Raw genomic sequence first — 22,751 nt, 5'->3', positions numbered from 1 at the left:
GGGGGGGCAGGGGCGCCGCACCGCCAAGGGGGCAGGGGCGCCGACGTGGGTCTGGGTGGGGCGGAAAGCGTGCTAGCGCCAGCTCACGTGGATTTCCCGCAGGCGCTTACCCCCTCCAATCCAGACGCTGGCCCGTCGCCGAGGACTCCGAGATCGTGTCGAGGAGGCGGTACAGCCGCAACGCCTCCCGGAACGTCGGCACGACCTCGGTCCCCTCGGCCCAGTCCTTCGCGAGGGCCGCATAGAAATATGCCATCTGGTACGCCTCGTCCGGCATCCCCGACCGAGGGATCGTCAGGTACCGCTCGGGCGTCGGCAGCGGCTCCAGCGGCTGGCCGTTGCCGCGGGCGCCGGAGACGGTGAGATCCTCGGACAGGCGCAGATCGCCCTCCGTGCCCGAGAGGGTGACCGAGCGGCCCCCGCCGTTTCGCTTGCCGCCGTCGAAATGGGCAGACAGGACCGCGCCGCTCGCCAGCGTCCCGGCGATGGCGACCTGGTCCGGCGCGGTGACCGGGACGACCTCGCCCGTCTCGATGATCGTGGTCGCCTCGATCCGGCGCGCGACCACGGCGGAGAGGCTCCGGAGGTCGCCCACCGCGCAGAGCACCGCATCGAGGTAGTGCGCGGCGATGATGGTCAGCGTGGTCGCGCCGTTCCCCGCGTCGGCGCCGTACGCGTAGGCCTTCGGGACCTGCGCGCCGAGCATCGGCATCGCGACGTCGATCGTCACGGAGCGGACCTCGCCCACGTAGCCCTGGTCGAGCAGGTCGCGGAGGTAGCGCACGCCCGGCGCGAAGCGCCGCTGCAGGCCGACGGCCGTGCGCACGCCGGCGGACTCCGCGCCCCGTGCGAGATCGGCGGTCTCGGAGAGGGACGCGCCGAGGGGCCACTCGCAGAGCACGGGCTTCTTCGCGGCGAAGGCGGCGCGCACGAGGCCCGCGTGCAGGGGCGTGCGCACCGAGACGACCACGAGGTCCACCTCGGGGTGCTCGATCAGCGGCCCGGGGCGGTCGAAGGCGTGGCGCACCCCGAAGCGGCGCGCGGCCTCGTCCGCGCTCGCCTGCCGCGTCGTGCTCACCGCGGTGACCTCGTACGCGGGCAGCGCCGCGAGCGCCGGCAGGTGGGCGCGCATGGCCCAGCCATGCTGGCTCGGGCTGGCCCCGATGATCCCCACACGAATCTTCTTCTTCGGATCGTTGGCCTTGCTCATGGATCCTCGTCCTTTTTCCCAGGGTGCAACGCGCCCTTGAGCACGCGCCCGTCAGGGCACCTGCTCGGTAGATCGGGAGCACGCGCCCGTCAGGGCACCTGCTCGGCGGATCGGACGCGCGCTGGGGTTCGCGCAGTCACCATACTCCGTGGGGCCCGGACGATCCTTGGCGGAGCGTCCGGTTTTGTGGTTCGATCGTCCGCCGAGGAGCACGATCATGGATGTCCTTGCGGACGCCCTGGGCTGCGTTCACCTGCGGAGCATGGTGCACGGGCGGTTCGAGCTGCGGGCGCCGTGGGGCATTCACGTCGAGTCCCCGTGCTACGCGCTGTTCTACGTCGTCACGCGCGGGAGCTGCCTGCTCGACATCGACATCGACGGCGCGCGGCACGCGCTCTCGGGCGGCGATCTGGTCTTCATCCTGGGCCGGGTCCCCCACGTCCTCCGGGACAGCGCGGGGACGCGGCACGTCGCGTCGCTCGCCCAGGTCTATGCGTCCCGCGGCGGGCGTTGCGGGGGCATCGTCCATCACGGCGGCGCGGGGGCGCCCACGACGCTCGTCTGCGGCGCGTTCGCCTTCGAAGGGAGGTCGATCAACCCGCTGGTCGTGAGCTTGCCGCCGATGCTCCACGTGAAGGGCGACGGCGGCGTGACCTCCGGGTGGCTCGTGTCCACGATGCAGATGCTGGCCTCGGAGATGGAGGCCGAGCAGCCGGGCTACGAGATGGTGGCGAGCCGGCTCTGCGACGTGCTGTTCGTGCAGGCGCTGCGCGCGCACGTGGCGACCCTCCCCGTCGAGGAGGGCAACTGGCTGAGGGCCCTCACGGACCCGCAGCTCGGCGTGGTGCTGCAGCGCCTGCACGAGAGCCCGGAGAAGCCGTGGACGGTCGAGAGCCTGGCGCGGATCGCGAGCATGTCACGCTCGGTGTTCGCGGCGCGCTTCAAGGCCGTCGTCGGCATGGCGCCGCTGACCTACCTGGCGCGCTGGCGCATGCACAAGGCCGCGGGGCTCATGGCCCAAGGCGCCCAGTCGACGAGCGCCATCGCGGAGGCCGTGGGCTACGAGACCGACAGCGCCTTCGTGAAAGCGTTCAAGCGGCACGTGGGCGAGACCCCTGGCTCCTTCCGGCGCCGGCGGACGGAGCCCCGCGGCGATGCCCCTCCGCCAGGGGCCGCGGGCGGGAGATCGGGAGCGCCTCACGAGGCCGCTCCGCTCGGGATCACGGATCTTCGCCGTCCGTTCTGAAGCGCTCGCGAAAGAAGCGGTCGCGGTGCAGGAGGACGTCGCGCGTCAGTCGTCGTCCGCCCTGAAGAGCTCGCGAAAGAAGCGATCGCGGTGCAGGAGGAAGTCGCGCGTCAGCGAGAAGTGCTCGGTGTCCTCGTAGCGGACGGGCGCGATGCCGTCGTCGGACAGGTGGTAGATGGTCGCGTCCGGATAGGCGAGCACGATGGGGGAGTGGGTGGCGATGACGAGCTGCGAGCCGCCGCGCTCGACGAGCTCGTGCAGGCGCGCGAGCAGCGTGAGCTGCCGGGCGGGGGAGAGCGCCGCCTCGGGCTCGTCGAGGAGGTAGAGGCCCTGGGGCTTGAACCGGTGCTTGACGAGGGCCAGGAACGACTCGCCGTGCGACTGCTCGTGCAGGGAGGTGCCGCCGTACGCCTCGCTCACGCCGAGCTCGTCCACCTGCGTGGCCACGTTGAAGAAGCTCTCCGCGCGGAGGAAGAAGCCGTTTCGCTCCCGGCGCGCGCCCCGGATGAGCTTGAGGGCCGTGTGCAGCTCGGACTCGGAGCGGCGGGTCGCGAAGTTGAACCCCTTGGAGCCGCCCTCCGCGTTGAAGCCGGCGAGGATCGCGATCGCCTCGATGAGCGTCGACTTGCCCGAGCCGTTCTCCCCGACGAGGAACGTCACCTTCGGGTGGAGGTCGAGCTCCTCGAGGGCCTCGAGCGCGCGCACGGCCGGGATGCTGAAGGGGTACCTGGAGCCGTCCGGGACCCGGTCGCGGACGAGCCGGACCGACCGGAGGAAGCCGTGCTGGTGGGCGTGGCGGGAGGCGCGGGTCATGGCCGTGTCGTGCCGCGGCAGGTGCCGCAAGGCGAGCCCCCGGACGCCGGTCTCGCAGAGGCGCGCGCCCCGGGGGGCACCCTGAAGTAGCGCGGCATACATATCTGTCTGCCGGGGCCGATCTGGGAGTAGGAAATCACACAGATCTGTCTGCGAGCGGGCGTCTTTGTGTTAGCCAGCATTCAGAAATGTGTGCGGTTGGACCGCCTGGGTGATGGCCAGCATACAGATCTGTCGGCGAGGGCAGGGATCCGGTCTCCGGCGCACAGGGATCTGTATGTCGTTTAACACAATGTCGTGATTTTGCTGCCCGTCCCGTGTCCTGGTGGGCGCTGGTAGGTTCGGTGACCATGGCGAATCCTACCAACGGATCCGAAATGGCCCCGGCGGCGCAGGCCCCGGGAGAGGAGGGGGCCGGGAGCTACCAGGCCCTGTACACGCGGTATCAGGCCGTCGGCGCGGAGCTCCCGCCCGCGGAGGTGCAGGTGTGCCGGGCGGACCCGCGCATCGTGCTCGTCAACGTGAAGCGCGGCGTCGCGGCGGTGCTCGGCACGGAGGCGCAGGTGGCGGCCGTGCGGGAGCACCTGCCGAAGATCCCCGTGGAGCAGGCGCTGGAGCTGCCGGACATCGCGCGGGCGCTCCTGTTCGCGTCGCGCGAGGCGCTGCCGCGCGCCGCGAGCCCGAAGGAGATCGAGCGGGCGCTGCTGGAGATCAGCGGGCCGCGCGAGGAGCTGCTCACGCAGGCGGAGCTCTTCGCGCGGCGCGGGCTGCTCGACAAGGAGCGGGTCGCGCAGATCCGGGCGGGATCCGGCAAGTACGACACGGCCCGCGACGGGATGGAGCTCGCGGCGCTGTTCCTGCGGCACGAGGACACGCTCAAGGGGCTTCACCCGTTCGCGCGGGAGGAGATCGAGAAGCTCGGGCGGACGAGCGAGTGGCTGCTCGAGAACCTGACGCCGAGCGGCGCCCGGGCCGAGACGACGCGGCGGGAGAGGGCGCCCGCCGAGGACGCGCGCGACCGGCTGTGGACGCTCCTCGTGCAGCGGTACCCGCATGTCCGGAAGATCGGGTACTACTTCCACGGCGAGGAGTTCGAGCGGATCACGCCGCGGCTGCTGTCACGGGTCCAGGTGGCGCAGGCGGGCAGGGAGGCGGCCGGGGCCGAGGCAGAGGCGCCGGAGGCGAGCGGGGGTGATGCTGGCGGCGCGGGGGGCGCGGGAGAACCGGGGGGCGTGGGTGGCGCGGGTGGCGCTGGCGGCTCGGGCAGTGGTGGAGGGCCGGGCGGGGCAGGGGGCGGTGAGGGCGTGACGCCCTGAGCCGAGCGGTGGGGCCGTCACCGCGGCGTCCCGGGAGGCTCTGCAGAGCCTCCCGCGGCGCGCCAACGATCGAGCCGCGGCTCAGGCCCGCGTCTTGGCCGCACCGAGTTCTTCCGGTACAAGCGCCAGCGGCGCGGGAGACCCTCGCGCCTCGTTGGCAATCGCTTCCGCGCGGTGACGGAGTACCCGGAGTTCTCCTGGAAGGAGGCGATCCTCAACGCGGTCGCCCACCGGGACTACACCACGGAGGGCCGCACGACGGAGGTCTGGTTCTTCGATGACCGGCTCGAGGTGACCAACCCGGGGGGGCTCGTTCCCGACATCGCCCTCGAGGATCTACTCAGCCTGCGGCGCGTGCACGTGAGCAGGAACCCGCGCACCGTGCGCGCGCTCGTCGACCTCGGCTTCATGCGCGATCAGGGCGAGGGAATACCGCGCATTTTCGCGGAGATGGAAGGACTGTTCCTGCCAGCACCGGTGCTGGAGCCGTCACCGAGAGAATTCCGGATCACACTCCGCAATACGCCGACGCTGACGGCAGAGGATCGGGCCTTCGTTGCTGCGCTGGGTGACGTGGAGCTCACGGATCTGGATTTCCGCGTGCTGCTCGAAGCGCACCGGCGCGGCCGGATCGACAACGCCCGGATGCGGCAGATCTCGGGGCTCGATACCCTGGGGGCGAGCCAGCTCTTGCGGCGCCTGCGGGACCGGGAGCTCCTGACCCTGCACGCAGCGGGCGCAGCCAGCTTCTACGAGCTCGGCCCGATCGTACGCGGCCGGTCCCCGGGGACTGCTCGCGTGCCCGCTGGGCAGGTCGCGGAGGTGCAGGGGGAGCTGAGCCAGGAGCCCGCCGCGGATAGGGGGGAGCTGGCGCCCGATAGGGGGGAGCTGAGCCAGGAGCCCGCCGCGGACAGGGGGGAGCTGGCGCCCGATAGGGGGGAACTCGTCGAGGGCCTGCCGCCGTCCGTACGTGAATTCCTGACTTCGCTCGGCCCGAGACCTAGAAAAGATCGCCTTCGTCAGGGGATCCTCCGCCTGGCCGAGCTTCGCGCCTGGAGGCCGGGGGAGCTCGCCGCCGTGCTGGGCCTCGCCGATGCGGCGAAGCTCGTCGAGCGACACCTCTCGCCCATGGTCAACGAGGGGCTCCTCGAGCGGACCCATCCTGAGCGCGTGCGGCACCCCGACCAGGCGTACCGCGCCTGTCCTCGGAGCACGCGTGCACCTTCCAGGAGCGACCAGGACGACGACGATGCCCGGTAAACACGACGAAAGAGCCCTCCAAGACGCCATCGAAGCGAGCCTCCTCGGTCCGGGCGGATGGGTGAAGGGCGACCCGAAGACCTTCACCGGCTCGTCGTGACGAGGTAGGTTCGCTTCATTGCTGATGCGGATGCCAAGGATCCCGTCGACCTGCTCCTCTCGCTCAACGGCCTGCCCATCGCGACCGCCGAGCTGAAGAACCACCTCACAGGGCAGAGCGTCGACGACGCCACCCGGCAGTACCGGGCCCGCGACCCGCGGCATCGACTCTTCCAGTTCAAGAAGCGCGCGCTCGTGCACTTGGCTCGCAGTCCGGCGAGGTGGCCCGTCAGATGAAGGAGATCCTGTCGGTCGGCTCGCTCCAGGAGGCCGAGGTATCGTGACCGCGCGAGCGGTGCCGGTTACCTGTTCCCATCGCGAAGAAGTCAGTGATGGCGACGAGAGCGGTGTGTACCGAGCGGGGGGAGCGATGGGAGCGGGGTGGGGGCGCGCCACACGGCACCGGAGCAGACAGCACCACTGCGGCGTCTCGGTCTCCGAGCGCTTCGTAGCCGCCCGCGTCAGGGCGGCCGTGGGCGAACTCGAGGGGACCCTCTACGGCAGCCGTGGGCCGTCCACTTCGGGCGTCTAGCCGGCGAGCTCGGCAAGGCGTGCGGCTGCGCCGTGCTCTCGCCCGTGTCAACTCGACCAATTTGACCGATTTTTTCGGGTTTGCCTCTGTCCGCCTCAAAAGCACATCATACGGATGAGCTAGCTCGCGTGTCGATCTAGCACTCGCTTCGATTAGGCTCGCGAGGCGAGCGGGCACGGCGCGCTCCTGTTCTGGTTCTCCGGTTCTCACGTCCGGAAGGCACGGTTCTGGCTGCTTGAACCTTCACGGGAGGGGGGCGATGCTCTATGAGATGGTCGGCAGTTCTGATCGGTGCCATTTTTGCTGTGGGATGCGTTGTTGGCCAAGGCGATGACGGTACAACCATGGAGCAGGGTGCAGAGGAGCGAACAGAGGAGGTCTCCGAGGCGGTTCTGACAAATCGAATTTTCTGTAAGAAGGCAGAGCATGGCGGCCCATGCTCCGACAAGTGCGTGGCGCATAAAATCTACTGCCACGCCGCCTATGCCGCTCATCCAAAAAGACCAAGCGTTGGTAATGGCAAGCTGTATGCCTGTAACCGGTTTGTGCCGGTTGGGTGGATGTGCTCCTACACGTACCCAAATGGAGACAATTGTCATTTCCCATTCGGTAGAGGTCCTGCGTCACTGTGCATATAGTGACAGTTTTTGTTACAGGAGGCGTCGTTGAGTAGCGGGGATGCGGAGCGTGCGGTCAGCGCTGATACGGCTGCGGCCATTTACAATGGGGAGGGGCTGCTGCAGATGCTCGTATGGCGTTGCGTGTTCGCCAGGTACGAGGCTCATCTGCTCGATGGCCTGGAGGAGCTAAAAACCGGACTGCGCCGGTTCATGACGCGGCGCGAGCAGGGGCTGGCGCAGGGTGGACCGGAGAGGGTCACGGAGGACGATATTCAGCGTCTTGAGCGGCTCTCCTCGCTCGTGCAGCAATGGCTCGCGGGCGGAGAGCTGTCGCCGGAAATTGAGGCGCTCGCGCGGGAGCTGTGGGGCGTCCTCGCAGACCCCGGCGCTGGCGTCGAGATGCTCCCTCCGCCGTAACCGAACACCTGCGCGAGGCGCTGCCGCGCGCGGCGAGCCCGGAGGAGATCGAGCGGGCGCTCCTGGAGATCGATCACCAACGTGGTCGTGGTCGTGAACGTGGTCGTGGTCGTCAACGGCTCGGTCGTGAACGTGAACGTCACCCGGAAGTCATCGCTCTCATTTCCCGCGACTCACCTCGGCCCGAGCTGTCAGCGGGTCGCTGAGAGCGAGCAATGAGATGGCGCAACGATAGACCGTCAAGTCGCTAGAATCCGAACATGGCGGAGGTGTTGACGCGAACCGGAGCTCGGTTGCGCGGGACCTCACGGAGGCAGCGATGATCGTCGACCAACGGGTCGGCAGAACGTTCACGTCGACGATTGGGTCGTCGACGACCACGACCACGTTCACGACCACGACCACGTTCACGACCACGACCACGTTCACGACCACGACCACGTTCACGACCACGTTCACGACCACGTTGGTGACCGCTGGGGGGGCGGGCCCATCTCTCCGCGCGATCCGGCGCGCAGGGGCGCAGCGCGACCGGCCCGCCTGGCTGTCGCACCGCCCGGCGGCACGGGGAGACCCCGCGGAGCCGACTGCGAGCCCAGCCCCGCCCGGGCCCGCGGTGCGGAACGCGCCCCGCCCGGACCCCGGTTCGTGCTACACCCCGCGCCCGCATGGACATCCTCTTCGCTGCTTCCGAGATCGCGCCCATCGTCAAGGTCGGTGGGCTCGCGGACGTCGTGGCGTCGCTCTCGAAGGCGCTCCGGCTGCTCGGCCACAAGGTCACCATCGCGCTGCCGCGCTACCAGGCGCTCGAGGCCAGCGGGCTCATGATGGCCCGCCGCCTCACCCCGATGTCCCTCGACGTCGACCCGAGCGTCTCGCCCGGCGGGCCGATCCAGGTGACCCTCTTCGACGGGCGCCTCAGCACCGGCGTCGAGCTCGTCGTCCTCGACGTGCCCGGCTTCCACGACCGCCCCGGGATCTACGGCGAGGAGGGGCGCGCCTACGACGACAACGCCCGCCGCTTCTCGCTGTTCTCCCGCGCCGTCGTGGAGCTCGTCCGCCAGCGCGCGCGCTCGGGCTCGCCGTTCGACATCGTGCACGTGCACGACTGGCCCACCGCCATGGTCGCCTACCTGCTCCGCCACCAGCAGGCCGCGCCCGGCCGGTCCGTGCTCACCCTCCACAACGTCGCCCACCAGGGCCTCTTCCCGAAGGAGACGCTCGCCTGCCTCGGCCTCTCCGACGACCACTTCGTGCCCGACCGGCTCGAGTTCTACGGCCAGCTCAACTTCCTGAAGGGCGGCATCCTCGCCGCCGACGCGCTCACCACCGTCTCCACCACCTACGCGAGCGAGATCCTCACGCCCAAGCACGGCGAGCGGCTCGACGGCGTGCTCCGCACCCGCGCCGCCCAGCTCACCGGCATCGTCAACGGCATCGACTACGCCGTCTGGAACCCGATGACCGACCCCGCCCTCATCGCGCGCTACGACGCCGAGGACGTGAGCAACAAGGGCCGCTGCAAGAGCGCGCTCCTCCAGGAGATCGGCCTCGAGATCCGGCCGGAGCGGCCGCTCATCGTGTCCGTCGGCAGGGTCGTCGCGCAGAAGGGCAGCGACCTGCTCGCCAACGCCATCCCCAAGATCCTGAAGGCCGATGTCAGCGTGGTCGTGGCCGGCGAGGGCGACCCCGCCCTCATGCAGAAGCTGACCGCCGCGACCGCCAAGGCGCCGGAGCGGGCGAGGTTCCTCGGCGGCGTGAGCGAGGCCGTCGTGCACCGGCTCATGGCCGCCGCCGACCTCGTGGTGGTGCCGTCGCGCTTCGAGCCGTGCGGCCTCGTGCAGCTCTACGCGCAGCGCTACGGCGCCGCCCCGGTGGCGTGCCGGACCGGCGGGCTCGTCGACACCATCGTGGACCTCGACGCCGAGCTGGAGACGGGCACCGGGTTCCTGTTCGACAAGCCGACCGCGACCTCGCTGCTCGGCGGCGTGCAGCGCGCGCTCGCCGCGCTGACCTCGCCCCGCTGGCCCGCGGTCCAGCGCCGCATCATGCGCCTCGAGCTCGGCTGGGATCGGCCCGCGCGCCGCTACGTCCAGGTCTACCGGCACGCCCTCGGCGGCTGAGCGCGACGACCTCCGGCCCGCGCGCCGCTACGTCCAGGTCTACCGGCACGCCCTCGGCGGCTGAGCGCGACGACCTCCGGCCCGCGCGCCGCTACGTCCAGGTCTACCGGCACGCCCTCGGCGGCTGAGCGCGACAACGTGTCGCATGCCCCGGGGCGGCGGCGTCGCCTATAGCTGCCGCCGTGCTCCAAAGGGCCCTCGCCGGCGCCGCGCTCGTCCTGTCGCTCGCCACGTCCTCGAACACCGCCCGCGCCGCCGCCTGCTGCGGGGCCGGCCACGGCATGGGCCAGTGGCTCGCCCCGTCCGAGCGCGCCGCCGTCAGCCTCGCCCTCCGGGGCTCGGAGCGCTTCGGGTCGTGGACCCTGGAGCGGGACTTCGCCCCCTCCGCCGGCGACGGCCACGACCGCGAGCTCCGGGCCGACGTCGGGTGGCTGGTGCGCGTCGAGGAGCGCGTCCAGCTCGGCATCACCGCGCCGCTCCTCGCCACGTGGCGCGGGTCGCGCGGCGCCGCTTCCTCGGGCGGCGGCGTGGGCGACGTCGCCGTGGCGGGGCGCCTCGAGCTGGTCGAGCGCGACAGGCTCCCGTGGCTCTCGGCCGCCGCGCTCACGCTCGGCGTCACGCTGCCGACCGGGCGATCCTACCGCGACTCGAGCGATCCGCTCGCCGCCGACGCCACGGGGCTCGGCGTGGCCGAGCTCCGGCCTGGCCTCGTCCTCGAGAAGGCGTGGGGCGCGTCGTTCCAGGCGCTGCTCGCCGCCTCGGTCGGCGTCCGCTCGCGGTACCACCAGCCGACCGGCGAGGCGATCCACCCGGCGCCGCGCCTGCAGATCGTCGCCGCCGCGGGGCCCGCGTGGCCCGCCTCCGGGCTGTCGCTCACGCTCGGCGGCCTCTACGAGCGCGAGGGCGCGCCGCGAGAGGACGGCCGCGCCCTGACGGACGTGACGCGCGAGCGGACCGCGCTGCTCGCCGTGCTGGCCTACGACATCAGCGCGCGGTGGACCGCGATCGGCAACCTCCAGGCGGACGTGCCGATCTCCGGGGCCGGCCGCGCCGAGACCACCGCCGCCGCGCTGTCGGCCGGCGTTCGCTACGTGTGGGGAAGACATGATTGAGAGAAGTGAATCTCAGGATCGGTCGTCGACCAGCTCGCCCTCGAGGCGCCGCCGCGGGGCGCTGGGTCGCGTCGCGCTGCTCGGGGCGCTCGCGCTCGCGGGGCCCGGGGGCGCGGCCCTCGGGGGCGCGGCGCTCGGGGGCTGCGGGGGGGCGGAGGGGCCCGAGGAGCGCGAGGGCGCGACCGGCGTGATCGCGTTCGAGGTGGAGCCGCTCCGGCCGCTCGCCGAGGGCGAGAACGCCTTCCGCGTGCGCCTCTCCTGGCCCGGCTCGAACGACCCCGTCGAGGGGATCGCGCTCCGCGTCTCCTCGCTCATGCCGACCATGGGCCACGCGTCGCCCGCGGAGCCCCGCGTCGAGGAGGTCGAGCCCGGGGTCTACGAGGTGACCAACGTCGTCTTCTCGATGCCGGGCCTCTGGGAGGTGCGTTACCGCGCCGTGGGCGCGGACGTCTCCGACGAGGCGGCCTTCCAGTACGAGATCCGGTAACGTCCGGACCTCGTGCGAAGCCATGCAAGCAAGACCCCCCGCGCGCGCCGCGGGCAGAGCGCGCCGCGGCCCGGCGCCGTCGCGGCCTCCGCCGCGGCGCTGATCGCGACCGCGGCGCTCGCCGCCCCCGCCTCGGCCAACGGCCGCTTCCCGGCCGCGGGCCTGATCGCGGCCCACCCGGGCGACCCCTCGCGCCTGCTCGTGCGCGCGACCTACGGCGTGCTCACGTCCCGGGACGGCGGCGCGAGCTGGCACTGGATCTGCGAGCCCGTGGTGGGCTTCGGCGGGAACGAGGACCCGATGCTGGCCTTCCTCGCCGACGGGACGATCGTCGCCGGGGTCTTCCAGGGGCTCAGCGCGTCGCGGAACGGCGGCTGCGACTGGGCGTTCGCCGGGGGCGATCTCGCGGACCGCTACGTCGTCGACCTGTCGGCCGATCGCGAGGATCCGTCGCGGGCCGTGCTCGTCGTCAGCTCGGGGCTCGGGGCGGGGCGGTTCCTGACGCAGCTCTGGGAGACGGCCGACAACGCCGGCGCCTGGACGCAGGCCGGCGGCGACCTGCCCGAGGACTTCCTCGCGCTCACGGTCGACGCGGCCCCCTCGGACCGCGACCGCGTCTACGTGAGCGGGCGCTTCGGCGCGCCCATGTACGCCGGCGCGCTCCAGCGCACGAGCGACCGCGGCGCGACGTGGGAGCGGCTCGACATCCCGGGGAGCGACGACAGGCACCTGCCCTACATCGGCGCGATCGATCCCGCGGATCCCGACACGCTCTACGTGCGGCTCGACGGCGATCCGACCGACGCGGTGCTCGTGTCGCGCGACGGCGGCGAGAGCTTCACCACGGTGTTCGAGAGCCAGGGCGACCTGCTCGGCTTCGCGCTCTCGCCGGACGGGGACGCGGTGATCGTGGGCGGCGGCGCGGACGGGATCTGGCGCGCGCCCACGAGCTCGCTCGAGTTCGAGAAGATCTCGGACGTGGGCGCGCGGTGCCTGACGTGGACCCCGGCGGGGATCTTCGCCTGCGGCGAGGAGTTCAAGGACGGCTTCACCGTGGGCAAGTCGAGCGACGGGGGCGCGACGTTCTCCGCGCTGCTGCACCTCGACGGGCTGTGCGGCCCGCTCGAGTGCGCGCCGGAGAGCGGCGTGGCGTCGATCTGCCAGGACCTCTGGGGGGCGACGCGGGCCACCATCGGCTCCCAGCAGTGCGGCGGCGACGGGGGCGCGGGGACCGGCGGCGAGGGCAGCGGCGCGGGCGGCGCAGGGCCAGCGCCCGCGCCGGAGGCGGGCGGGTGCGGGTGCAAGATCGGCGCGGCCGCCGCCGAGGCCGCGGCGCCGCGGGGCGGCGGCGTGGGCTGGCTCGCCCTCTCGGCCGCGGCGGCGCTCGCGTGGGCGCGCCGGCGGGTGGGCGAACGCCACCGGTACATTTCTGGATCTCCGCTGTCGCGGGCTGGCGTAGACTGAGGTCTGCATCGGCCCCGGCCAGCGCGTGAATGTCGCCCAGAGACCTTCCCAGATCACCGCTCGCCGCGCTCCTCCGCACGCACAGCGCCGGGATCCTGGACGCGTGGGAGCGCGCCTCGGGCGCCGCGCGCCGCGCGCCGGGGGAGCGATCGCCGGGGCTCACCGCGCTGCGCGGGGCGCTGCCCGCCGTGTTCGAGCGCATCGCCGAGCGCCTCGACGCGGCCGTCGCCGCGGCGCCGCCGCCGCGCGACGACGAGGAGCGCGACTCGTGGGCCGGCGTCGCGTCGGTCTCGTCCGAGTTCCCCGAGCCGCTGCTCAGCTCCCGCGCGCTCGACGCGCTGGGCGACGGGTTCGAGCTGGGCGACGTGACGGAGCTCTATGCGGTGCTGCGCCGCTGCGTGCTGCGGTTCCTCGAGCGGACCGGGACGCGGCCGTCGTGGCTCGAGATGACCGTCCTCCACGAGGCGCTCGATCAGGTCATCATCGACCCGGCCACGCGCAGCGCCGCGACGCGCGAGCGCGCGCTCGGGGCGCTCGATCGCGTCTCGATCGAGGGCGCGGGCGGCGCGCAGGTCGACCGGGTCCTCCGGCGGCTGCTCGAGGTGCTGCTCGAGGCGGCGCGGTCGGTCGACTGGGGGGTGATGCTGCTGCTCGACGGCGAGGCGCTGCGCATCCGCGCGGCGCTCGGCGTGGACGAGGCGCAGTGGGGCGCGCGCGCCTACCGGCTGGCCGAGGGGTTCGTCGGCCGCGTGGTGCGCGAGCGGCGCCCGGTGGCGCTGCGCTCGGCGGCGGCCGATCCGCTGGCCACCGACGCCGGCGGCGGCGCGGCGGGGGCCGAGGCGAGCGCGCAGGGCGAGCCCCCGAGCGACGCGCTCCACGCCCTGTACGGCGTGCCGATGCTCTCCGAGGGGCGCCTGATCGGCGTCGCGGTGGTGAGCTCGCGCCGGGTCGCGGAGTTCTCCGAGGGCGACCGGCTGCTCATCCGGAAGGCCGCCGACCGCGCGGCCGCGCTCGCGAGCCGGGCGCAGCTCCGCGAGCAGCTCGCCGCGGAGCGCGGCCGGTTCGAGGCGGCGATCCAGCGGCTCGCCGTCGGCGTGGCGGTCGCGGAGGCGCCGTCGGGCGTCGTCGCGCTCAGCAACCGGAGGTTCGCGGAGATCGTCCGCGGCCCCGAGGAGACGCCGAGCAACGCGCCGCTCCGGTCGCTGCTCAGCGAGGCCGACGACGATCAGCGCGCGCGCTGGCTGCTCCTCCGGGCGCTGCACGGCGGCGAGGCGGTCGCGGGCGAGGAGCTCGAGTTCCTCCGCGCCGACGGGGAGCGCCGCCGGGGGCGCTTCGGCGCCACGCCCGTGCGCGACGCGGACGGGCGCATCCACGCGGCCGTGATGGTCGTCGAGGACGTGACCGAGGTCCGGAAGGCGGAGCTCGCGCGCGCGCTCCTCTCCGAGGCGAGCGCGCGGCTCGCGGAGGCGCCCGACCCCGCGGCGGCGATCGAGCAGCTCGTGCGGCTCGGCGGCGAGCGCTTCGCGGATCTCTGCGCGCTCGATCTGCTCGACGACGGCCGGGGGCCTCCGCGGGTCGTCGCCGCCGGGCGCACGAGGGAGGCGCGGGCGCTCGTGCCGCGGCTCGTCCGGCTCCCGCCGCTGCTCGTCGGCGAGGGCGGCCCGCTGGCCGAGGCGGTGGCCCGGGGGGAGGTCAGCTTGCTCCCGGTGGTCACGGATCTGTGGCTGCAGCGGGTCGCGCACGGGCAGGAGCACCTCGCGGCGCTGCGGGAGCTCGGCGCCCGCTCGGCGATCGTGGCGCCGCTCGCGGCGCGCGGGCAGACGCTCGGCCTGCTGAGCTTCTGGACGGCCGAGCGCGAGCTGCGGCAGGACGACGCGGGCGTGGCCAGGGAGCTCGGGCGCGTCGTGTCGCTGGCGATCGAGCTCGCGCGGCTCCACCGCGCGGCGCAGAAGGGCCCGCACGCCGGCTGAGCGACTTGCGCCGTGGGCCAGGATGGGGTGAAGCTCCGACCCTTCACACCGTATGACCACGATCAACCAAGACGAACGTCCTCTCGCCGTGCTGGTCGGGGTGCAGCTCCCCGGCATCGACGATGTCGAGCACGCCGCCGACCTGGCCGAGCTGGGCCGCCTCGTGCACACGCTCGGCTTCGAGGTGATCGGGACCGTGTCGCAGCGGCGCGGCGCGCTCGCGGCGGCCGCGGTGCTCGGGGAGGGGAAGCTGCGGGAGCTCGCGGAGCTCACGGGCGGCAGCGGCGTCGTCCCCTCGGGCGCGCCGGAGCGGAAGAACAAGGCGCGTGCGCGGAGGCTCGCCGAGAGCGAGGAGGAGGGGGCGCTCGGCGGGGACGGCGACGACGCGGACGAGGACGGCGCCGCGGCGGCCGAGTGGGGCGGCGCCGGGCACGCGGGGGCGCGCCGGGCGACGATCGTCGCGGTCGACCACGACATCACGCCGAGCCAGGCGCGCAACCTGGAGCGCGCCACGGGCGCGCAGGTGCTCGACCGCGCGGGTGTGATCATCGAGATCTTCCACCGCCACGCGCGGAGCCGCGAGGCGAAGCTCGAGGTGGAGATCGCGCGGCTCAACTACGTCGCGCCGCGGCTGCGCGAGACGGGCGGCGGCGGGGACCGGCAGCGCGGCGGGATCGGCGGCAAGGGCGCCGGCGAGAGCGCGCTCGAGCTCGACCGGCGCAAGATCCGCGACCGCATCGCGGAGCTCAAGCACGAGCTCGCCGCGATCCAGCGCGAGCAGTCGACGCGCCGCGCGCTCCGGCAGGGCCAGCGCCGCGTGGCGCTCGTGGGCTACACGAACGCCGGCAAGTCGTCCTTGATGCGGGCGCTGACGGGCAGCGAGGTGCTCGTCGCGGACAAGCTGTTCGCGACGCTCGACACGACGGTGCGCGCGATCCACCCCGAGGTGCGGCCGCGGATCCTCGTCTCGGACACGGTGGGCTTCATCAAGAAGCTGCCGCACGACCTCGTGGCGAGCTTCCGCTCGACGCTGGACGAGGCGCTCGAGGCGTCGCTGCTGCTCTACGTGGCCGACGCGTCGGATCCGACGTTCCGCGATCAGCTCGGGGTGACGCGCAGCGTGCTCTCCGAGATCGGGGCGAGCGAGGTGCCGAGCCGGCTGCTGCTCAACAAGGTGGACCGGCTGTCGGAGGACGACCGGGACGCGCTGCGCCTGGAGTTCCCGGAGGCGACGCTGCTCTCGGCGAGGGTCCCGGCCGACGTGGCGGCGCTGCGCGAGGAGATCATCGCGTTCTTCGAGGCGTCGATGGTGGAGGCGGAGATCCTGCTGCCGTACGCGAAGCAGAGCCTCATCGGGGAGATCTACGAGAACGCGCGCGTGCTGTCCGAGGAGTACGACGACGCGGGCGGCCGCCTCGCGGTGCGGGCGCACCCCGCGGCGCTCGATCGGCTGCGCAGCCTGCTCGCGCGCTGAGGCCGCCGCGGCGGGCGAGCGTCAGCGCGGCGGGCGAGCGCCGGCGCGGCGGGCGAGCGTCAGCGCGGCCGCATGCGGCGACGCCGCCTGAAGCGCCGCAGGAGCACGCCGATCGCGAACGCGATGAGGTGGAGCCCCACGATTATCCCGACGAGGATCCACCGCTGCACGCGCGGAGCCTAGCACCGCGACCGGGGATCTCGGAGCGCGTGGGCCCGCGTGCTAGGGTTTCCCGTCCGCCGCGCCGCGCGTCGCCGCGCGCGCCGCGCCTCGCCGTGGGCATCGCGTCATGACCTCCCCCGCCGACGAGCTCGAGACGATCGTCCAGCGTGGGCTCGCCGCCTACCGCGCCGGGCTGTTCTACGAGGCCCACGAGCTGTGGGAGGTCGGGTGGCGCGCCGAGCCGCACCCCGCGAGGAGGGCGTTCCTGCAGGGGCTCATCCTGGTCGCGGCGGCCATGCACAAGCTCACGCGGATGCGCAGCCCGTCCGGCGCGGTGCGCCTGCTCCGCAAGGCGCACGCCCGGCTCGCGGGCGTGCCGGACGGCATGGGCGGCGTGGCCGTCGGGCTCCTCCGCGACGACCTCGATCGCGCCGCGCGCGCGATCGAGCGGCGCGCGCGTGAGGGACGAGCGGAGCTCGACGCCTCCGTTCTGCCCAGGATGGAGGCTGCGGGCGAGCGTGCGTCCGCGCCCGGGGACGAATGTCCGACCGCGTGATCGTCGGACCGGAGCGGGCTCTGCGGTCGAGATCGGGCATCTCACGTGCGACGTGGGACGCGGGCGTGACATCGTTTGGCAGGGGTGGTGATCGCTCCGGGAGCGTCCTCGTGGGGGATAGCGTGGCAGAGGGGTCCTGTGGAACTCGGGTCGAGGGGGCGGCGAGCGCCGAGCCCGGCGCGAAGGAGCAATCCGAAAGGAGCCGCGTGCAACGGCGCAAACAGATCCTGATCGTCGACGACGATCAGGAGATCCGGGAGATGCTCGAGATCACGCTCGCCGAGGAGGGCTACGACGTCATCTCGGCGGGCGACGGCGAGGCCGCGCTGGCGCTGCTGAAGCGCAACAGGCCGCACCTGATCCTGCTCGACATGCGCATGCCGGTGATGGACGGCTGGGGGTTCGCGCGCGCCTACGCGTCGTGCCCCGGCCCGCGGGCGCCGATCCTCGTCATGACCGCGGCCGTGGACGCCGGCACCTGGGCCCGCGAGGTCGGCGCGTGCGCGTCGGTCGCGAAGCCGTTCGACCTGAACCGCCTGCTCGACTCGATCGCGGTGCACGCGGGCGCGGCGCCGGCGGCGAGCCCGGCGTGAGCGGGCTGGAAGCCGGGCGCGGGGGCCGCGTGAGCGGCTCGAGGCGGGGAGCGGGGGCCGCGTGAGCGGCCCAGGCCGGGGCGAGGCGCCCGGCCCGGGCGGCGCGGCGGCGGCGGATCAGCCGCCGGCGGCGCGGCGCATCGCGCACATGAGGTCGCCGCGGCAAGGATCGGCGGGGGCACGGCGCTCGCCGGCGCCCGGGGCGCCCGGCGCCGCGGTCCCGGGCCGGTCGCGCTGCGAAGCAGCGGCGGGCGCGCGCTGCGAGGCGGGGGCGCCGGCAGGCCGCGAGGCGGCGGGCGTGCGCTGCGAGGCGGGCGCGCCGGCGGACCGCGAGGGCGCGTTGGGGGCGCTCCGCGAGGCGACAGCGCCGGGCTCGTCCCCGGGGGCGGTGCGCTCCGCGGACGCCTCGACCCGCGCGCTCGCGGGCGCAGGCGCCGCGAGCGCGAGCTCCGCGGGCACGGGCTCCGCGGGCGCAGCCGCGGCGGGCACGGGCTCCGCGGGCGCAGCCGCGGCGGGCACCCGCTCGCCAGGCGCGCGCTCGGCGGGCACGGACGCGGGCGTCGTGTCGAGGTGCGGCGAGCGCGCCTCGACGGAGCGCGCCGCGGACGCGCGGTCCGCCGTCGCGGGCGGCCCGGAGGTGGCGCGCGGCGCCGAGAAGCCCACGGCGAGGGCTGCGGCCATCGCCGCCGTCGCTGCCGCGAGCAGGGCGGCGCGGGCGCGCCACCCACGCCGCGGCGCCCCGGACGACGGCGCCGCCGGAGCGTCGGCCGGAGCCGGCGTCGCGGGCGGAGCCGGCTCGCCGAGGGCGGACGGTTCGCCGAACGGGTAGATCGGCAGGACATCGAGGACGTGGCCGCGCGGGCTCCGGCCCCCGGCGCCCAGCGCTGCGAGGTCGATCAGCCCCGAGGCCGCGTCGGGATCGTCGCCGGCGGAGGCCGCCGCGGGCGAGGTCGTGGCGGTGGTCTCCGCGTCGCCCGGCGCGTCCAGCGAGAACGCGACCGAGGTGTCCTCTCGTGGGTCGGGGGCCGCGGATCGGTGTTCGTTCCTCCCGTCGTGCTGCTGCGTGATCTTCATGGTGTGCTGTGCTTCAGCCGTATCGGTCGAGCGCTGGAGTCGTGCCCTCCAGCGGGCCGGTCGGCGTGTCCTTTCATGATTTGGACAGGCGCGCGCGCTCGTGCTTGGGGCGCCGGCGCGCGCGCAGCGCGGGATCCGGCGCGCCCCGATGCGGCCACGTTCCGCGTGATCGTGCGCCGTCGCGCGCGGCCTTCGCGCTCTCCGCGCGCGCGGCCTTCGCGCTCTTCACGCGCGGGTGCGCGGCGGCGGACGCGCCCGTAGCGGACGTCGGGGCGCGCCGGAGGCAGCGCCGCCGGCGACGTTCGCGAGCTTGCGAGGGGGCGTGATACGCCCATATTCTGCGTCGCTCGGATCGCCGGGGGCGTGAGGTCGGCGGGGTTCAGGACCGCGTGCGCTCGGGGAAGTTGGCTGCGATCGGGGCGTTCCTCGTCGAACAGAAGTTCCCACGCAAACGCGAATCGGATACTTGAGGTGAGATGAAACCTGCACGGCTCTTCACGGTTCTGGGGGCGCTCGTGTTCCCCCTCGCGGTCGCTCTCGTCAGCAACGGATGCAAGAAGGAGGAGGAGGAGCCGCCGCCTGTGCCCGTGGCGCCGGCCCCGACGCCGACCCCGACGCCGACGCCCACCACGCAGATCGTGCCCGAGGAGGACGCCGGGGCGGATGCGGCGGACGACGCGGACGCGGACGCTGGAAAGAAGGTGGTCAAGGGGGTCGGCGATCCCACCGGGATCCGCAAGTGCTGCGCGGCGCTGCGCCAGAACGCGAAGTCGGCGCCGCCCGAGCAGCAGGGCGCCTACCTCGCGGCGGCCTCGGCGTGCGACGGCCTGGCGAACTCGCCGCAGGGCCGGCAGGCGCTCTCGACGCTGCGCGGCCTCCTGCTCGGCGCGCAGATGCCGGCCTCCTGCCAGTAACGGGCTGGGCAGGACAGCAGCGAGAGCACGGGCGGCGCGGCCCTTCGTCGGAAGCTCTGGCAGAGGGCTCGGGCCGCCCGGCTGCTGGACGGACGGTCGCCCGGCTGCGGGGACGTGGTGGGCCGCCGGGATGGGGAGATCGCTGCGCCGTGCGCGGCTCCGCCGTGCGCGCAGCGGATCAGCCGTGCACGTAGACGAGCGTGCCGCCGCCCTCGATGTTGACGGCGCCGTGCCACTCGGGCGGGACGGCGGGCTCGGTCCACTCGAAGAGCCAGGCCGCGTCGGCGGGCGCCAGGTTGATGCAGCCGTGGCTGCGCGCCTTGCCGAACTCGTCGTGCCAGTACGCGCCGTGCAGCGCGTAGCCGCCGCGGAAGTACTGCGTGTAGGGCACGTCCCGCAGGTCGAACGCCTCGGACGCCTCGTCGTCGCCGTCCATCGTGGTCGAGACGTGCTTCGCGTGGATGTAGAACGAGCCGCGGATCGTGGCGTCGGTCTCCGCGGGATCGGCCATGCCGCTGCGGCCGCTGGAGATGAGCGCCGCGAACACGGGGCGCGTGCCCTCGTAGGCGACGAGCATCTGGCGCTCGATCGAGACGTCGATCCACTTCTTGCCGGCCCGCGCGAACCCCTGGGGATCCTTGCGCAGCTCGGCGATGACGAGGTGGGCGCCGGCGAGCCACGCGCCGTCGGTCGTCTCGACCATCCCCTTCACGCCGCCGCGCGTGCGGCCGGTGAGCACCCATCCCGAGCGAAACGGCGCGAGCCCCGCGCGGACGAGCGCGCGGGTGGACGCCGAGGGGCGGTGCAGGGTCGTGCCGTGGACGCGGACGAAGGCGGGGGCGCCCCGGAGGGCCGGGTCGATCCTGGCGTCGGTGCCCGGCGGCGGGGGCGGGAGCTCGTCGTCGGGGAGATCGGCGATGGAGAAGCCTCCGGCGTCGATCGCGGCAGCGGCCTGGGACGTGGGGGACGAGGCCGGGGGGGCGGAGCCGGGGGGAGAGGCGGCGTCGGCTGGAGAGGCCGTGTCGGTCCCGGGCGCGGCGTCCGAGGGGCTCTCCGGGATCTCGGTGTCGAGATCCTTGATGACGACGCCGCGGAGCGCGCTGATGCGCGCCGGGCGGGTGCGGTCGAGCGGGATGAGGTCGAGCTCGGTCGTGAGGCCGAAGCGGCGGTTCGTCCACGAGAAGGTGGTGATGAGGCCGAACGCGGACTTCTCCTTGGCGCGGCCGGTGTGCACGGAGTAGTGGAGCTTCTTCTCGGCGCCGTACGGCTTGGGGAGGTCCCGGCCGCCGAGCAGGAAGTCCGGCACGGGATCGAGCGGCAGCGACGAGGGGGAGGCCGCGGCGCGGGCGAGGTGGACGGCGAGCTTCGGGCCCTCGACGCGCCGCTGGTCCTCGGCGGTCGGGAGCCGGAAGTAGAGGTGGGGCGGCGGCGTGCGCGACATGACGTAGTGGTACGGCACGGGCGCGCCGCGGCGCGGGCCGCGCACGGCGGCGGCGACCACCGGATGATCGAGCTCGAGCGAGGCGCCCTTGCCGACGCAGACGTAGCCGCGCGGCGCGATGCGGTACCAGCCGCCGGCGCAGCCCTGGGTGCCCGCCGAGACCTCGGCGCGATCGACGACCGCGCCGGCGCGCAGGTAGCCGAGCTTCGTCGAGCGATCGTCGGGGGCGACGTAGATCCAGGTGCGCATCGCGATGCTCGCGATCTTGGCGCCCTGGCCCGGGAGCGTGGCTTCCCTGGAGACGGCCGAGGTGGCGCCGGGAGCGAGGGCCGCGAGGGCGGCCGCGGGCGCGAGCGGCGCGGCGGAAGGCGAGGCGGAGAGGGGAGCGGGCGCGGCGAGGAGATCCGGCGAGGCCGCGGCGAGGGCGGCCGGGGCCGCGGGGGCGACGGGCGGAACGAGCAGCGGGGCGGGGGTGGGGCGGCGATCGTCGGTCGCCCTGCCGGGGGGGTCCTGCGCCGGGGAGCAGGCGGCGGAGGCGGCGGCGAGGAGCGCGACGGTGACGGTGAAGGGGAGCTGCGCGCGGGAGAGCCGCGCGGGGAGAGGCCGCGCGGGGAGCAGCGACGCGGAGGAGGCGGCAAGGGCGCGAGCGGGGGAAAGCATCGAAGCGGGAAGCGGAGCCGGAGGGCGAAGGCGAAGCGCGCACGGCCGCCGGCGCAAGGGCGCGCGGCGGGCCGGGGAGCCGGGCTGCGCGGTCGAGGTGTACGCCCAAGGCAGGTCGAGATGCAATCTCCTGCCAGCGGGGTGGGGCGGCGCTGCGTGGCAGCGGGGCGGGGCGGCGCTGCGTGGCAGCGCGGCCGCGGCGCTGCGGAGGCAGGAGGAGCCGGGCGAGGAGGAGCCGAGAGACGGGAGGAGGCGCGCTAGCGCTTGACCTTCTTCGCGAGGAGATCGCCGAGCGTGCCGAAGTTGCGCGGCGCGGGCGCGGCGCCCTTCTTGTCGTTGCCGCCGGAGCGCTCGGCCTTGGCGTACGACTCGAACTGGCCGCGCTCCTCGTCGGCGCGGAGGGCCGCGATGGACAGGCGGATCTTGCCGGTCTCGTCCACGCTGAGGATCTTCGCCTCGACCTCCTGCCCCACGGTGAAGTGCTTCTTCAGGTCGGCCGCGCGAGGCGCCGCCGTCTCGGCGGTCGGGACCAGCCCGCGACCCGAGCGGCCCGAGGTGCCGGCGATCTGGACGAAGACGCCGTAGCGCTCGATGCCCGTCACCTTGCCCTTCACGCGCGCGCCCTCGACGAGCAGCGGCGCGCCGCCCGCAGCGGTCGCCGAGACCGAGAGCGGGGACGCGTCGCCGTCGTCGCCCGCGCGCACCACCACCGGCGTGAGGCGCACCTGGCCCGTGCCCGCGTCGACGCCCGAGACCACCGCCGAGACGCGCGAGCCGACCGCGACCCGGAGCTTGCCCTCGCCGTCGCTGAGGGCCACGCGCTCGAACATGCCCTCCTGCTTGCCGCCGAGATCCGCGAAGACGGCCTCGCGGGCGATGGCGACCACCGTCACCTCGACGGTCTCTCCCGTGTGGTACTGCCGGCGGCGCTTGTTGCCAGCCCCCTCGGACTGCTCGAACAGCGACGCAAACGATTCCTTGGACGTGGCGGCGGGGCGCGTTGGCGACATGGCGGGACCTCATAGCGCGTGACGAGGGCGTGAGGAAGGAGACGGTGAGGGGGAAGAGAGGGGACGGACGGAAAGGCGGGAAGGGGCGGCGGGGGATGGGGGCGGGGAGGGGTAGGGCGGGCGGGGCAGGGGAGGAGGCAAGGGGGAGGGGGGTCGCATGGAGGGGGCGGGAGGCGCACCTGGTCTTCGAGGCCGGTG

20 protein-coding genes are annotated in these 22,751 nt (G+C 73.8%); 14 read left to right on the top strand and 6 right to left on the bottom strand.

Annotation, left to right across the window (positions count from 1 at the left end; translation table 11 throughout):
• Positions 1 to 106 precede the first annotated feature (106 nt).
• A complete protein-coding gene (locus WMF31_RS22410) occupies positions 107 to 1,210 on the bottom strand; it encodes a Gfo/Idh/MocA family protein (RefSeq protein ID WP_436603898.1) in 1,104 nt (367 codons plus the stop codon).
• Positions 1,211 to 1,427: 217 nt separating this feature from the next.
• Between WMF31_RS22410 and WMF31_RS22405 the strand changes: the two genes are divergently transcribed.
• Positions 1,428 to 2,456: an AraC family transcriptional regulator gene (locus WMF31_RS22405; protein WP_436603897.1), complete on the top strand. Its 1,029-nt coding sequence runs from the start codon at positions 1,428 to 1,430 to the stop codon at positions 2,454 to 2,456.
• Between the two features lie 45 nt (positions 2,457 to 2,501).
• On the opposite strand, the gene WMF31_RS22400 is transcribed toward WMF31_RS22405, so the two are convergent.
• Positions 2,502 to 3,269, bottom strand: coding sequence for an AAA family ATPase (locus WMF31_RS22400; RefSeq protein ID WP_436603896.1), 768 nt, complete (start codon positions 3,267 to 3,269; stop codon positions 2,502 to 2,504).
• A 350-nt stretch (positions 3,270 to 3,619) separates the two neighbouring features.
• Here WMF31_RS22400 and WMF31_RS22395 point away from each other — a divergent pair, with 350 nt between their 5' ends.
• The 4 genes from WMF31_RS22395 to WMF31_RS22380 all read left to right on the top strand — a co-directional run bounded on the left by WMF31_RS22395 (position 3,620) and on the right by WMF31_RS22380 (position 7,513).
• Positions 3,620 to 4,585 (top strand): hypothetical protein, encoded by a 966-nt coding sequence (locus WMF31_RS22395; RefSeq protein WP_436603895.1) that lies wholly within the window; start codon positions 3,620 to 3,622, stop codon positions 4,583 to 4,585.
• 174 nt (positions 4,586 to 4,759) lie between these two features.
• Positions 4,760 to 5,845: an ATP-binding protein gene (locus WMF31_RS22390; RefSeq protein WP_436603894.1), complete on the top strand. Its 1,086-nt coding sequence runs from the start codon at positions 4,760 to 4,762 to the stop codon at positions 5,843 to 5,845.
• Positions 5,846 to 5,962: 117 nt separating this feature from the next.
• Positions 5,963 to 6,181 carry a type I restriction endonuclease gene (locus WMF31_RS22385; RefSeq protein ID WP_436606585.1) on the top strand — a complete coding sequence of 73 codons (219 nt, stop codon included), beginning with the start codon at positions 5,963 to 5,965 and terminating at the stop codon, positions 6,179 to 6,181.
• A 960-nt stretch (positions 6,182 to 7,141) separates the two neighbouring features.
• Complete coding sequence (locus WMF31_RS22380; protein WP_436603893.1) at positions 7,142 to 7,513, top strand: hypothetical protein; 372 nt, start codon at positions 7,142 to 7,144, stop codon at positions 7,511 to 7,513.
• Positions 7,514 to 7,672: 159 nt separating this feature from the next.
• Here the strand turns inward: WMF31_RS22380 and WMF31_RS22375 are convergent, their stop codons facing one another.
• Complete coding sequence (locus tag WMF31_RS22375; protein ID WP_436603892.1) at positions 7,673 to 7,972, bottom strand: hypothetical protein; 300 nt, start codon at positions 7,970 to 7,972, stop codon at positions 7,673 to 7,675.
• Between the two features lie 209 nt (positions 7,973 to 8,181).
• Between WMF31_RS22375 and glgA the strand changes: the two genes are divergently transcribed.
• The 8 genes from glgA to WMF31_RS22335 all read left to right on the top strand — a co-directional run bounded on the left by glgA (position 8,182) and on the right by WMF31_RS22335 (position 17,454).
• The gene (gene glgA / locus WMF31_RS22370; RefSeq protein WP_436603891.1) at positions 8,182 to 9,636 is read left to right on the top strand and encodes a glycogen synthase GlgA; all 1,455 of its coding nucleotides are present in this window, start codon (positions 8,182 to 8,184) and stop codon (positions 9,634 to 9,636) included.
• 182 nt (positions 9,637 to 9,818) lie between these two features.
• Complete coding sequence (locus WMF31_RS22365) at positions 9,819 to 10,748, top strand: hypothetical protein (protein WP_436603890.1); 930 nt, start codon at positions 9,819 to 9,821, stop codon at positions 10,746 to 10,748.
• Complete coding sequence (locus WMF31_RS22360) at positions 10,741 to 11,235, top strand: FixH family protein (RefSeq protein WP_436603889.1); 495 nt, start codon at positions 10,741 to 10,743, stop codon at positions 11,233 to 11,235. The genes WMF31_RS22365 and WMF31_RS22360 overlap by 8 nt, the downstream gene beginning before the upstream one ends.
• Before the next feature lie 12 nt (positions 11,236 to 11,247).
• Positions 11,248 to 12,699, top strand: a complete 1,452-nt coding sequence (locus tag WMF31_RS22355) for a WD40/YVTN/BNR-like repeat-containing protein (protein WP_436603888.1) — start codon at positions 11,248 to 11,250, stop codon at positions 12,697 to 12,699.
• A gap of 29 nt (positions 12,700 to 12,728) precedes the next feature.
• A complete protein-coding gene (locus tag WMF31_RS22350) occupies positions 12,729 to 14,669 on the top strand; it encodes a GAF domain-containing protein (protein WP_129347549.1) in 1,941 nt (646 codons plus the stop codon).
• Between the two features lie 52 nt (positions 14,670 to 14,721).
• On the top strand, positions 14,722 to 16,143 hold the full coding sequence (gene hflX / locus WMF31_RS22345) for a GTPase HflX (RefSeq protein ID WP_129347550.1): 1,422 nt from the start codon (positions 14,722 to 14,724) through the stop codon (positions 16,141 to 16,143).
• A gap of 289 nt (positions 16,144 to 16,432) precedes the next feature.
• On the top strand, positions 16,433 to 16,861 hold the full coding sequence (locus WMF31_RS22340; protein ID WP_436603887.1) for a DUF309 domain-containing protein: 429 nt from the start codon (positions 16,433 to 16,435) through the stop codon (positions 16,859 to 16,861).
• Between the two features lie 206 nt (positions 16,862 to 17,067).
• The gene (locus WMF31_RS22335) at positions 17,068 to 17,454 is read left to right on the top strand and encodes a response regulator (protein WP_436603886.1); all 387 of its coding nucleotides are present in this window, start codon (positions 17,068 to 17,070) and stop codon (positions 17,452 to 17,454) included.
• Positions 17,455 to 17,571: 117 nt separating this feature from the next.
• Here WMF31_RS22335 and WMF31_RS22330 read toward each other — a convergent pair whose 3' ends face one another.
• Positions 17,572 to 18,528 carry a hypothetical protein gene (locus tag WMF31_RS22330; protein WP_436603885.1) on the bottom strand — a complete coding sequence of 319 codons (957 nt, stop codon included), beginning with the start codon at positions 18,526 to 18,528 and terminating at the stop codon, positions 17,572 to 17,574.
• Between the two features lie 476 nt (positions 18,529 to 19,004).
• Between WMF31_RS22330 and WMF31_RS22325 the strand changes: the two genes are divergently transcribed.
• Positions 19,005 to 19,442, top strand: coding sequence for an acyltransferase (locus WMF31_RS22325; RefSeq protein WP_242516202.1), 438 nt, complete (start codon positions 19,005 to 19,007; stop codon positions 19,440 to 19,442).
• A gap of 178 nt (positions 19,443 to 19,620) precedes the next feature.
• Here the strand turns inward: WMF31_RS22325 and WMF31_RS22320 are convergent, their stop codons facing one another.
• Complete coding sequence (locus WMF31_RS22320) at positions 19,621 to 21,543, bottom strand: L,D-transpeptidase (protein WP_436603884.1); 1,923 nt, start codon at positions 21,541 to 21,543, stop codon at positions 19,621 to 19,623.
• 257 nt (positions 21,544 to 21,800) lie between these two features.
• Positions 21,801 to 22,553 carry a S1 RNA-binding domain-containing protein gene (locus WMF31_RS22315; protein ID WP_436603883.1) on the bottom strand — a complete coding sequence of 251 codons (753 nt, stop codon included), beginning with the start codon at positions 22,551 to 22,553 and terminating at the stop codon, positions 21,801 to 21,803.
• Positions 22,554 to 22,751: the final 198 nt, after the last annotated feature.

The organism is Sorangium sp. So ce1036, from assembly GCF_051369805.1.
Lineage (GTDB): Bacteria > Myxococcota_A > Polyangia > Polyangiales > Polyangiaceae > Sorangium > Sorangium cellulosum_F.
The sequence above is the reverse complement of the archived record's forward strand: the minus strand, read 5'-3'. Positions and strand labels throughout refer to the sequence as shown.